Here is an 11,944-nt window from a genome sequence, read left to right as displayed (position 1 = left end):
ACTCGCCCCGATCGCGAAACTCTCCGGCAAGGTCACAGCACGCTGATCACCCCCCTCAAACCGCCGCCACAACCCGAGAAAACGTCAGCGCCTTCGCGAAATTTAGAGATAGGAATCCGGGCCCGTACCGCGTTACGCGTCGCCGCCGCGGCCTCATAAACGTGCGTGGGGAAGGCGCTGCCTGCCCCACGCACTGCAATTGCTACGCGACGGTCATTTCGCCCATCAGGTCCCAGTCGTCGCCCTCGACCTGGCGGCTGATGATCCGCGGGGTTTCCTGCAGGTACTGCGGCTGCTCCTGCATGGCCTTCTTGAAGTGGTCGCTCTTCACGTGTGCTTCGGCCGCGTCGTCCCGGAAGGCCTCCACCAGCACGTAGGTGTTGGCGTCGTCCACGCTTCGTGACCAGTCGAACCACAGGTTGCCCGGCTCGGCACGCGTTGCTTCGGTGAACTCCCGCACGAGTTCGGGGAAGCTGTCGGCGTACTCGTCCTTGACCTTGAACTTGACCACAATAAAAATCACGCGGTATCGGCCTTTCTTCTGTTGGGGTGTCTTTTCATCCTGTCATGCCCAAAATCGACTACTCAACTAATGCCCTTTCCGACGCTGAGAAGGCCGCTTTCTGAAGAGTGGACGGGGGTCACCGGCCAGGGGAGACGGGGTCCGGATGAGGGGGTTACCGCCAAGGGGAGACGGGGTCCGGATGAGAGGGGGGTTACCACCAAGGGGAGACGGGGTCCGGATGAGAGGGAGTCAGCCCGCCAGCCCGCCGGCGAGCGCCTTGGCCGCGGCAATATAGCGCCGCGTGACCAGCCGCTGGGCGGCCTCCGCCACCGGCGCGCCCGTCCGGTAGAACCAGTTGGCATGCCGGCTGAACGCGAACACCTCGAAGACCACCCGCCCGCTCCCCTCCAGCACAGCCACAAAGCCTTCCTCCCCCGACTCCGGATGCCCGGGCAGCGTGCCGTAGCCGAAGCCCGTCCGGGCTGGCGTCCGTTCCGTCCACACCACGCGGCACGGGATGGCCATCCGCAGCGGCCCGACTCCGAACCCGGAGACGATCTCCACGCCTTCGGCGGCCACCGGCTCCGTGGCATCCACCCGCAGCCCGGCCAGGCGATGCACTTCCCACCCCATCAACCCTTCGGCCAGCCGGTGAAAGGCTTCTTCCCCCATCCCGACGCCGACCCGTTCGTCGACGACCCGGTATCCCGGCGGCGAGGTGCGCTCCCGGGTCAGCCCCACGCCGTCGTATGTCAGCGGAACCCCGCCCAGGTCCTTGGCCTTCACCCCTCAGTCCTGCCGCGCATCGTCGCCCCGGGCCAGGCCCATCCAGCCCAGCATCTCGCGGTCGCGGCGCGGCAGCGATGCCACCACCAGGTCGTAGGAGTCCTCGATCATGTCGCGCAGCATGTCGTCGGGCAGCCCGCCGTCGCAGCGCACGCCGTTCCAGTGCGTTTTGTTCATGTGATAGGCGCCCGTGATCTCCGGGTGCGCCGCGCGCAGCTGCTGCGCCAGCACCGGATCGCACTTGAGGCTGATGCTCAGCCGCGGCGCCTGCAGGTCCGAGAGCGCGAACATCTTCGCCGCCCGCCCCGCCGCCCGGACCTTGAACACCGACGACTCGGGCCCAAACGGGAAGTCCTCGAACGCCCCGGGCAGGGACAGGCAGAAGGCGCGCAGCGCGGTTGCGTCCATAGGCACGAGCCTACTGCTCCCCGTCCGCGCCGGTCACCGTCCGGAGAGAACGACGTGCCCACTCCCGGCCCTGCTGCGCTCTAATCCCTTCCGCAGCCGCGTGCCACGGTGTCCCCGGGTCCCGCTCGGATCCCCCGCGCCGCCCGAGCCCCCGCGCGCGCCCCGGGCCGCGTCCGACCCGAGTCCCGCCCGAGTCCGGCCCGGTGCGCGACGGCAACTTCGGTGGCAGGATGGTTTCACAGTTGTTTCACGGGGAACGACGGCGGGGCTTCCGTGCCGCCGGCTGGTTTCGGAACGGGCGACGGCTTTGGAGAGGAGACCCATGGCAGACACCGGCAGGGAAGCGAAGCGGGCGGCCGGCAGGGCGAAGGACAAGACCGAGGACGCCGCCAATTCCAAGGTGTTCGAGCGGGTGGCTCGGTTCGGCTACGTGGCCAGCGGCCTGCTGCACGTGCTGATTGGCGCGATCGCGCTCCGGCTCGCCTTCGGCGGAGGTGGCGAGGCGGACCAGTCCGGTGCAGCCTCAAGCCTGGCGCAGCGCCCGGGAGGACAATTCCTGCTCTGGGCGGGCATGCTGGGCGCCGCGGCGTTGGCCCTGTGGCAGGTCAGCGAAGCGGTGTTCGGCGGACGCGGCCGGGCTGACAAAAAGAAAAAGTGGGGCTACCGGGCGAAGTGCGTGGGCCTGGCCATCGTGTACGGGGCGATAGCGGTGACTTTCGGCAGCTTTGCCCTGGGCTCCGGCAGCAACAGCAGCGAGAGCTCGCAGGACGCCAGCGCCAAGCTGATGCAGTGGCCGGGCGGTGCCGTTGTGCTGTTCCTGATCGGCGCGGTGATCATCGGGTCCGGCGTCTACTACGTGTTCAAGGGCCTGACCAAGAAGTTCCTGGGCGACCTCAAGCGGCTGCCCCCGGGCAGCACCGGCACGGCCGTGACCTGGCTCGGCATTGTCGGTTTTGTCGGCAAGGGGCTGGCGTTGTTTGTGCTCGGGCTGCTCCTGGCAGTCGCCGCTGTGCAGAACGACCCGCAGGATGTGAAGGGCCTCGACGGCGCCCTGAAGGCGCTGCGTGAGCAGCCGTTTGGTTCGACGGCGCTGTCCGTGGTGGCCGTCGGGCTGATCTGCTACGGGCTGTATCTGGGTGCCCGGGCGCGCTACGCCAAAATGTAGCGCGCCCGGGAGGCCCTACTCCGCGGAGACCGGCGTCAGCACGTCCTTGACCAGCGGATCCTCAGTGGTGTGCAGGTACTCCTCCAGCCGCGGATCCGAGAAGATCTCGATCAGTTTCTTGCTCTCCGCGCTGTCCTTGAACTGGGTGCCGATCACCAGGCGGGAGGCGAATGTCTTCGGGGCCGAAGGGAACAGGATGCCCTTGTCGCGTCCGATCTTGCCGGCGTCGAACTGGGAGACGTAGCCGATCGCGGCATCGACTGAGTCGAGCATTCGCGGCATCGCCAGCAGGTCGGCTTCCTTCAGCTCGAAGCCGCGCGGGTTGCCGGTAACGTCCCGGATTTTTGCCGTTCGCGGCTCCACCGCCGGATCCAGCTCCAGCAGTCCCTCGCGCTGCAGCAGCCACAGCGCCTGGCCCTGGTTGGCGGCGTCGTTGGGCAGCAGCAGCACGGCTCCGCGCGGCAGGTCTTCCACCGAGCCGTAGCGGGTTGAGTAGAGGCCGAAACCCCACTGGTACAGCTCCACCGTCGGCGTCAGTTCCAACCCATTGGCGTCGGCGGACTGCTGCATGTACCACTGGTGCTCGAAGATGGTGGCGTGGAACTGCCCATCGGCCACCGCGCGGTTGGCTTGGACCGGGTCCTGCAGGCCCACTGCCTCGATCTCCACGCCGTAGTCGGGGGCGATTTCCTCGGCGACGAACTTCAGGATCTTCTCCTCCCCCGCCATCGCCGGTTCAAAGTGGACTTTCAGCGGCGAGGTGACCTCGCTGCCGGCAGCCGCGACAGCCGGCCGGGACTGCTGCTGCACCAGCAGCAGTCCCAGGACCAGTGCGACGACGGCGGCAAGGGCGGCAATGCTCCACGGCAGGGCGGTGGTTTGCTTGCGCAGGGTGAAGCCGTGGTCGTGGCCGGACCCGGCGGAAGGGGTGCTCATGATGTAGTGCTCCTGTTGGTCAGTTGCTAGGGGCGCAGCAGCGCGCGGGAGATTCGGTCGCCGGCAAACTGCACCAGCTGCACCGTGATGATCAGGACAACGATGGTGGCCGCCATGACATGGGTGTCGAACCGTTGGTAGCCGTAGGTGACGGCCAGGTAGCCGATGCCGCCAGCGCCGATGGTTCCGGCGATCGCCGAGTATTCGATCATCGAAATAGTGTTGAGCGTGACCGCAGACGTAAGGCCGGGCAGGGCCTCGCGCAACTGCGTCTGGCGGATGATCTGCCCGGTGGAACTGCCCGTGACCAGCCCGACGGCCATGTTCTCGCGCGGCAGATCGTTGAGTGCGTTCTGCACCAGCCTGGCGAAGAACGGAATGCCGGCCAGTGTCATCGGGACCACGGCTGCCGCGATGCCGATGGTCGTTCCGGTAACCCACTTGGTCAGCGGGATGATGGCGGCCATCAGCACCAGGAACGGGAGCGAGCGGCCGATGTTGACGAGCCAGCTGAGCGTGCCGTGCAGGCGCGGCCGCGGGAACAGGCCGCGGCCGTCCGTGTTGTACAGCAGCACGCCTGTGGCGCCGCCGACCAGGATCACCATGAGCATCACGATGCCGACCATCGCCCAGGTTTCGCCGTAGGCCGGCAGCAGCAGCGCGGGCAGGTCAGCCCACGGCGTGTCCAGCCCGACGGCGGCGGTTTCTGCCGGCTTCATGCGCGCACCCCGATTTTCTCGTTCCTTGCGTCTTCCTTCACGTCCGACGGCGGCATTGCCCCCGCGTCCGCGGCACGGTAGCGTGCCTCTGCGGTGAGGCCCAGGCTGGCCAGGTAGGCGCGGACATCGGCCTCCGGACGGCCGGCAATCCCGATGTCGGCACGGCCCAGCACCGCTTCGCCGTGGGCTTCCACCGAACCGCCGAGCAGCGCCACGCGTACACCGAGGCCGGTGGACAGGCGGGACATCCACTCCGGGTCCACCGGCCCGTGCCGGTACGAGACGGACAGCGCGTAGTCGAAGCCGGCCGGCAGCGGGAGGGCGCGGATTGGCAGCAGTTGGCGGCCGGCGGCGGAGGCCGGATCGGCCACCAGGGCGCCGATCGGCCCGTACTCCGCCACGCGACCGCCGGCGAGCACGGCCACCTGGTCGGCGACGTGGCGCACCACGTCCATCTCGTGGGTGATCAGGATGACCGACAGCCCCAGTTCGGTGCGCACGTCGTCCAGCAGGTCCAGGATCTGCTGCGTGGATTCCGGGTCCAGGCCCGACGTCGATTCGTCGGAGAGCAGGATCCGGGGGCGAAGTGCCAGCGCCCGGGCGATGCCGACCCGTTGCTTCTGGCCGCCGGACAGCTGGCCGGGGTAGGCGCCGGCCTTCTGCAGCAGGCCCACCCGGTCCAGCAGTTCGGCCACGCGGTCCTCCATCTGCGAGTGCACCACGCCCAGGTTGCGCAGCGGCAGCGCCACGTTCTCCGCCACCGTCATCCGGCGCAGCAGCGCCGAGTGTTGGAAGATCGTGCCGATGGCGCGGCGTTCGCCGCGCAAGGCCCGCCCGGACAGGGCGGAGAGGTCACGGCCGTCCACCAGCACCTGGCCGGAGGTCGGTTTCTCCAGCAGGGAGATGCAGTGGGAGAGGGTCGTCTTGCCGGCGCCGGACGGGCCGACGACGGCGGTGATCGCCCCCTGCTCGATGGTGAGGTCGATGCCCTTGAGCACCTCGACCGTCCCGCGTCGTGTGTCGTAGCTCTTGTGCAGATTGCGGATTTCAATCATTGCGGGCCACCCGCGGCATAACTTTTCATGCTGCTCCTGAAGGTCAGGGAGCCCCGGGGCACAGCCGATCACGGCGCGCCGGCATGGCGCGGCCGGTTCCGGTCCGCCCGGGTTCTCCATCGGTTCTGGCGTTAGCACCGTGCGGCATTTGCCGGGGTTGCTGCGGCGTCATCGAGCCAGATCTCTCGGCCGCTCTGGATGGTTCTTGCCGACGGCGGTGCCCGCCCCCCTGAAGGGGCGGCGCACCGGCGTCGTTGTTCAGATGGTTCTGCTGTGCCTACACCCGGTGGGCCAGCGCGTTCTGCAGGCGGAAGCCGGCGGCCCGGTGGTTCTCCGGCAGCTTGTCGCCGCGGCCGAAGAGCTTGTTGCGCAGGGTCCCCGGCGCGTACTCCGTGGGGTAGGCGCCCAGCTTCTGCAGCTCCGGCACGACGAATTCCACGATGTCCTCGAAGGTGCCCGGGGTGATGGCGTAGGCCAGGTTGAACCCGTCCACGTCGGTCTCGTCGACCCACTCCACGAGCTTGGCGGCCACCTCCGCGCCGGAGCCGACGGTGATCGGGCCGAAACCGCCGACGCCGACCCATTCGGCCAGCTGGCGGATGGTCCACGGCTTGCCGCTGTCGCCGGACGCCTTCTGGAACGTCTCCACCGAGGACTGGATGGCATTGGACTTCACGTTTCCGCCGATCACGTCGTCCGGGCCGTAGGTGGAGAGGTCGATGCCCATCCAGCCGGAGATCAGCGCCAGCGCGCCGTTGATGTCCGCGTAGGACTTGTAGTCCTCGAATTTGGCCTGCGCGGTGGCGGTGTCCGGTCCGGTCACCACGGTCTGCATCGCGTAGATGCGCACGTCGTACCGGTCGCGGCCCGCCGCTTCCACGGCGTCGCGGATCTTCTTCACCGACGCCGCGAGCATCTCCTTGGTCGGGCAGGTCACGAACACCGCCTCGGCGTTTCCGGCGGCGAACTCGGTGCCGCGCTTGGAGGCGCCGGCCTGGAAGATGACCGGGGTGCGCTGCGGGCTCGGCTCGGTGATCGCGATGCCGGGAACCTTGAAGTACTTGCCCTCGTGCCGGATCTCGTGGACCTTGGCCGGGTCGGTGAAGACGCCGGTCTCGACGTCCTTGACCACGGCGTCGTCCTCCCACGAGCCCTCGAGCAGCTTGTAGATGACCTCGAGGTATTCGTCCGCGTGGTTGTACCGCTCGTCGTGCTCCAGCTGGTCTTCCTGGCCCATGTTGCGCGCCGCCGAGGGCAGGTAACCGGTTACCACGTTCCAGCCGACCCGCCCGTTGGTCAGGTGGTCCAGCGTGGCCAGGCGGCGGGCGAACGGGTACGGGTGCTCGTAGGCGGTGCCGGCGGTGAGGCCGAAGCCGAGGTTCTCGGTCACCGCGGCCATGGCCGAGACAAGCATGAACGGATCATTCACCGGGACCTGGGTGCCGGCGCGCAGCGTGGTCTCGTTGGAGGACCCGAACACGTCGTAGGTGCCGAGCACGTCGGCGATGAACAGGCCGTCGAAGAGGCCCTTTTCCAGCACCTTGGCCAAGTGGGTCCAGTAGCCGATGGTGTTGTAGTTGGCGGACTTGTCCTGCGGGTGGCGCCACAGTCCGGGCGACTGGTGGCCCACGCAGTTCATGTCGAAGGCGTTGAAACGAATCTGGCGCCGGGGGTTGGGCTGCGGGTTGTTCACGGTCATGTCAGGCTCCTTTTCTGATGAGAAGAGCCCGCGCCGGTCCTCCGTTGGGCATGCGACTGCCAACGGAAGACCAACGAGAGATCGAGCTTCTCCATCGGTCCTGGCGGTAGCACCTTCCTCAGGGAGGGGGTTGCTGCGGCGTCAACAAGCCAGGTCTCTCGGCCGCTCTGGATGGGTACCCCTCCATTTGACACCCGGGGGCGTCCCGGAGGGAAATGTTCGCCGTCACGCGAGGTAAGAATTACGACGCCGGTGCGCTCGCCCTCACGCGGGGTATGAATTACGACGCCGGTGCGCCCTCCCGCCTCTTCGCCCCCACTATTGCTCCGGATGCGAAGCAGAGCAGGATCAGCACGACGACGGCGATCGCCAGCGGCACGCTGTTGCCCACCAGGGTGGGGAGGTTCTGCAGGATCAGCCCCAGGATCCCCAGCAGCCCGATCAAACCGAGCGCCGGGGCGACGGAGCGCTTCCAGTCCCGGACCGGCGCGCCGGTTCTCCGGAAGAAGACCAGGACGGCGGCGCTGGTCAGCGTCATCAGCACCACGATCCCCAGCGATGCGAAGCCCGCGAACCAAGTGTAGAACTGCACGATCGGGTCCCACCCGGCCACGACCGCGGCCAGCAGGAACAGGGCCACCACCGCGTTGGCCGCTGCGGAGGCCAGATGCGGGGAGCGGTGCCGGGCGTGGGTTGCGGACAGCTTGGCGGGGAAGATGCCCTGCCCGGACAGCTGGAAGAAATAGCGTGACCCGATGTTGTGGAAGGACAGGATGCAGGCGAAGAGGCTGGTTGCCAGCAACACCTGGATCACATGGCTGCTGGCCGTACCCAGATAGAGCGCAGTGGTTTCCGAGAGCAGCGTGCCCGGAGCATCCGTGGCCTTCTGGACAATGCCGGCATCGCCCCAGACGCTGATCAGCAGCCAGCTGGACAGCGCGTAGAAACCGCCCACCACGAGGAGTGCCAGATAGGTGGCCCGCGGGATGGTCTTGTCCGGGTCGCGTGCTTCGTCGCGGAAGACGGCGGTGGCCTCGAAGCCGATGAAGCTCAGGATGGCGAACAGCAGCGCGATTCCGGGCGCCCCCGACAGCACGGTGGACGGGGTGGCGAAACCGGTGGACAGGCCCTCGGGTCCGCCGCCGCCAAAGATGATGAAGGCGTCTAGGACCAGCACGATCAGCACCTCTGCGACCAGCAGCACGGCCAGCACCTTGCCGGAGAGTTCGATGTTGCGGTGCCCCAGCCAAGCGACGGCTGCCAGTGCGGCGGCCGCCCATACCCACCAGGGCAGTTCGGGGCCGCCGTAGGCCCGGACCACTTCGTCAACGGCCGGCGCGAAGAGTCCGTAGACACCCGCCTCCAGGGCGAGATAGGAGAGCAGTGCCACGAAGGCCGCCCCCAGGCCCGCCCGGCGGCCGAGTCCCTTTTGCACGTAGCTGAAGAACGCGCCGGCCGTTGGCACATGCGGTGTCATGGTGGTGAAGCCGACGGCAAACAACAGCAGGATGGCCATGGCCAGCAGGTAGATGAAGGGCAGGCCGGCGCCGTTGCCGCTGGCGATGGCCAGCGGGACGGTTCCGCCGATGACGCCCAGCGGCGACGCGGCGGCCAGCACGATGAGCACGATACTGGCGACGCCCAGCCGGCCGGAGAGCCGCGGTGTGGCTCCGTTGACGGGATCGGCTGGTGGAGCCGCGAGGGTTTGGAGGTTGGAAACAGACATGGTTTGCCTTCCTCCTAGACGGCCGCGGAACGGGCGGCGGGGCTGTGTGGCTGACGGGCTGCGTCACTGTGTGGCTGAAGGGCGGCGTCGGCATTGGCCTCGCCAATCGTCCAGACGAACGGGGGTTCGGCGGCGTTGACCTCCCAGTCGCCGACGATCCGTGACTTGTAGATGAACGGGTTGTGCGTCGCCACGGTGCGGGCGTTGCGCCAGTGCCGGTCCAGCGCCTTGTCAGTGCTGGTGGAGGAAGCACCGAGGGCGTTGAAGAGGGCGCCCGCGGCGTCCGGGACCAGGGTGCTGAGCACTATCTGCGCCCGGCCCGATTCCAGTTCGACGTCGATGTTGGCGGCCTTTTCGACCGCGCCACCGTGCAGCCGCGCCTCGAAAACCCTGTCCAGGCTTCGGGCCACGCTCAGGGTTGTCGCCGTCGCCGCGTAGGACTTGGCGCTGATTTCGCCGACCACTTGCAGGACCTGCGCGTCGTGCCGGACCAGCGGAGCGTTTCCGTGGCCGAACACCCGCTTGCGGTCCCGCACGTTGTCTGCGGCTTCGCTGGTGACGGCCTGGGCGATGCCGGCCAGAGTGACCAGCAGGATGTGCTGGTAGAGGGCCGTCTGGTACGGGAAGCGGTCGGCGAAGGCGGACACGTTGGCGGGGTCCACCACCGCGTCAGTAAACACGGTGGTGCCGCTGCCGGTTAGACGCTGGCCGAAACCGTCCCAGTCGTCGAAGGTTTCTACGCCCGGCGACGTGGTGGAGATGATCACCGAGACATCGGAGCCGTCCGGGCGCTTGGCGGTAACATCGATCCAGTCGGCGAAGATGGTGCCGGTGGTGTAGAACTTGCGGCCGTTCAGCAGCAGTTTGCCGCCGGTCTCGGACAGCACGGTGGCGGTTCCCCCGGCGCCCGGTTCGGTCCAGGCATTGCCGGCCAGCTCGCCGGACGCGAAGCGCCGCAGCCAGGCGCTGCGATCCGAGGTGCGGCCGTGGTGGTACAGGTTCTCCTCCACCAAGGCGATGTGCGAACGCAGCGCCTGCGGAATGTTGCTGTCCGCCGTGGCCAGCTCGATCAGGAGTCGGGTGAACTCTTCCCAGTCCAGCCCGTCGCCGCCGAACTCGGCCGGAATCCGGGCGGCGCCGAAGCCGGCGTCCTTCAGCCAGCCGATCTGGTCAACCGGCAGTTCGCGGGTGAGCTCGCGGCTCAATGCCCCGGCGGCGATGCGCGCGAAGATCGGGCGGTATTTGGCGGCCGCGGCGTCGAAAACCGTGGCGAGGTTGTCGATGGTTTCAGTCATGGTGGTTCTCCTGGGGGTTCGGCGCGTGGGCGCGAGATGGGGCCCGGGTTGAGGGCAGCGCTGATGGGGTTCGGGTTGAAGGCAGCGGTGATGGGGCCTGCGGATTGGGGGGGGGGTGTCCCTATGTTCTTCGTCAAGGGGTCAGGCTGCCTTGAGCTGAGGCGTTTCGTAGAGGGTCATGTCGCGGAGCATGGCGAAGAGGACGTCGCAGCGCCGTCTGGCCAGGGCGATTAGGGCTTGGTTGTGTCGTTTCCCCTCGGCGCGTTTCCGGTCGTAGTAGGCGCGTGAAACCGGGTCCTTCAGTGCCGCGAACGCGGAGAGGAACAAGGCGCGTTTGAGGAATTTGTTTCCCTTCTTCGACGGGTGGTCGCCGCGGATCGAGGTGCCCGATCTCCAAGTCACCGGCGCGAATCCGGAGTAGGAGGCCAGATGTCCTGCGGAGGCGAATTCCTTGCCGACGATCTCGGTGATGATCCGTGCTTCCGTCCTGACACCGACCGCCGGCATGGAGGTCAGGACGAGGTGAAGAGGGTGGGCCTCCACGAGTTCTTCCACCCGGGCCAGCACCTGGGCGCGGGACGTCCGCAGTTGCGCCAGTTGCGCGGCCAACTGCGGCAATACGATGCCGGCCGCGCCGGTGCCGGATACCACCACGGTCTGCTCACCTAACGCCGCGAACACCTCGGCCGCCCAGCGCTTTCCTGCCCGCGGAGCAAACTTGCCCAGCAATGCGGTCACGCGGGCCTGACCGGCCTTTCGCAGGGCATCCGGGGTCGGGTATTTGATCAGCAGTTCCGCCATCGCCGGATGATCCAGATGCGGTCCGACCACCCGCTCCAATGCCGGGTGTATTTGGGTGAGCAGGCCCCGGATCCGGTTCGAAGCTGCCGTGGCCTGCTGCGCCAGGTCATCGTCGAAGCCGCAAAGCATCGACAGCTCCGCAGCCTGCTCATCGGCTAAGGCGATGGCGCGCAGGGTTTGGGGCATGGTCCGGGCAGCCTCGGCGATGATCGCCGCGTCCCGCGCATCGGTTTTCGCCTCGCCCGGGTGCAGGTCCGCGATGCGGCGCATCGCCAGTCCGGGCAGATAACCGACCATGATGCCTTCGGACTGGGCTACGGCGACCGGCAGGGCACCGATCGTGGCCGGTTGATCGACCACCAAAAGCAGGGTCCCGTGCCGTGCGAGGGCGGCGATGATTTCACGCAGTTTCGCCTCGTCCTGGGGCAGCGCCTTGTCCAGCAGTTTCTTGCCGTCGCGGTCGAGGGCGACCGCGTGATGGTTGGTCTTGCCCACGTCAATGCCGATAAAGACATCAACAAGATGGTGCTCTTTGATCACGCCGCCTCCAGACATTAATCCAGTACGAGTGCTGGCATGTCCTGCGGCGGCAGAGTTCGGCATCCACGTTACGGCCGACCTGCCATGGTCAAAGCTTCGGCTGGTCTTGTCCCCATCAGCGATCCTCTGGCGCCTATCGGACCCCGGTGACAACACCCCCCGGATCATGAACGACTGGGGGCAGACATCATGCCGGGGCCGACAGGCCAGCAACCCTGATTCTTGCCTATTCAGGGCTTACGAAGAAGGTAACGGGGGCAGCGGTGGTGACCGCAGATTCGGGCAGCCCTGATGCGGCCTGCGAGTCGC

The 11,944-nt window shown here is 67.5% G+C and carries 11 protein-coding genes and 2 riboswitches; of the genes, 1 reads left to right on the top strand and 10 read right to left on the bottom strand.

Annotated elements, in window-relative coordinates; genetic code table 11:
- Positions 1–202: 202 nt before the first annotated feature.
- The 3 genes from AC5RUP_RS03735 to AC5RUP_RS03725 all read right to left on the bottom strand — a co-directional run bounded on the left by AC5RUP_RS03735 (position 203) and on the right by AC5RUP_RS03725 (position 1,699).
- A complete protein-coding gene (locus tag AC5RUP_RS03735; protein WP_494154952.1) occupies positions 203–523 on the bottom strand; it encodes a putative quinol monooxygenase in 321 nt (106 codons plus the stop codon).
- Positions 524–754: 231 nt separating this feature from the next.
- Positions 755–1,291 carry a DUF1990 domain-containing protein gene (locus tag AC5RUP_RS03730; protein WP_494154951.1) on the bottom strand — a complete coding sequence of 179 codons (537 nt, stop codon included), beginning with the start codon at positions 1,289–1,291 and terminating at the stop codon, positions 755–757.
- A 3-nt stretch (positions 1,292–1,294) separates the two neighbouring features.
- On the bottom strand, positions 1,295–1,699 hold the full coding sequence (locus AC5RUP_RS03725; RefSeq protein WP_494154950.1) for an MmcQ/YjbR family DNA-binding protein: 405 nt from the start codon (positions 1,697–1,699) through the stop codon (positions 1,295–1,297).
- 322 nt (positions 1,700–2,021) lie between these two features.
- Here AC5RUP_RS03725 and AC5RUP_RS03720 point away from each other — a divergent pair, with 322 nt between their 5' ends.
- Positions 2,022–2,864, top strand: coding sequence for a DUF1206 domain-containing protein (locus tag AC5RUP_RS03720; RefSeq protein ID WP_494154901.1), 843 nt, complete (start codon positions 2,022–2,024; stop codon positions 2,862–2,864).
- A 15-nt stretch (positions 2,865–2,879) separates the two neighbouring features.
- Here the strand turns inward: AC5RUP_RS03720 and AC5RUP_RS03715 are convergent, their stop codons facing one another.
- The 7 genes from AC5RUP_RS03715 to AC5RUP_RS03685 all read right to left on the bottom strand — a co-directional run bounded on the left by AC5RUP_RS03715 (position 2,880) and on the right by AC5RUP_RS03685 (position 11,650).
- Positions 2,880–3,800: a MetQ/NlpA family ABC transporter substrate-binding protein gene (locus tag AC5RUP_RS03715; protein ID WP_494154900.1), complete on the bottom strand. Its 921-nt coding sequence runs from the start codon at positions 3,798–3,800 to the stop codon at positions 2,880–2,882.
- Between the two features lie 26 nt (positions 3,801–3,826).
- A complete protein-coding gene (locus AC5RUP_RS03710) occupies positions 3,827–4,519 on the bottom strand; it encodes a methionine ABC transporter permease (protein ID WP_494154899.1) in 693 nt (230 codons plus the stop codon).
- Positions 4,516–5,574, bottom strand: a complete 1,059-nt coding sequence (locus tag AC5RUP_RS03705) for a methionine ABC transporter ATP-binding protein (protein ID WP_494158276.1) — start codon at positions 5,572–5,574, stop codon at positions 4,516–4,518. The genes AC5RUP_RS03710 and AC5RUP_RS03705 overlap by 4 nt, the downstream gene beginning before the upstream one ends.
- A gap of 113 nt (positions 5,575–5,687) precedes the next feature.
- Positions 5,688–5,779, bottom strand: a riboswitch (SAM riboswitch).
- Between the two features lie 72 nt (positions 5,780–5,851).
- Positions 5,852–7,273, bottom strand: a complete 1,422-nt coding sequence (locus AC5RUP_RS03700) for an LLM class flavin-dependent oxidoreductase (RefSeq protein ID WP_494153772.1) — start codon at positions 7,271–7,273, stop codon at positions 5,852–5,854.
- An 88-nt stretch (positions 7,274–7,361) separates the two neighbouring features.
- A riboswitch (SAM riboswitch) is annotated at positions 7,362–7,451 on the bottom strand.
- A gap of 102 nt (positions 7,452–7,553) precedes the next feature.
- Positions 7,554–8,999, bottom strand: a complete 1,446-nt coding sequence (locus tag AC5RUP_RS03695) for an APC family permease (RefSeq protein WP_494153773.1) — start codon at positions 8,997–8,999, stop codon at positions 7,554–7,556.
- A 14-nt stretch (positions 9,000–9,013) separates the two neighbouring features.
- A complete protein-coding gene (locus AC5RUP_RS03690; RefSeq protein WP_494153774.1) occupies positions 9,014–10,294 on the bottom strand; it encodes an acyl-CoA dehydrogenase family protein in 1,281 nt (426 codons plus the stop codon).
- Positions 10,295–10,435: 141 nt separating this feature from the next.
- Positions 10,436–11,650 (bottom strand): IS110 family RNA-guided transposase, encoded by a 1,215-nt coding sequence (locus tag AC5RUP_RS03685; protein ID WP_494153775.1) that lies wholly within the window; start codon positions 11,648–11,650, stop codon positions 10,436–10,438.
- Between the last annotated feature and the right edge of the window lie 294 nt (positions 11,651–11,944).

Source organism: Arthrobacter sp. Y3223151 (genome assembly GCF_059091125.1).
This window is presented reverse-complemented; position numbering and strand designations above follow the sequence as displayed.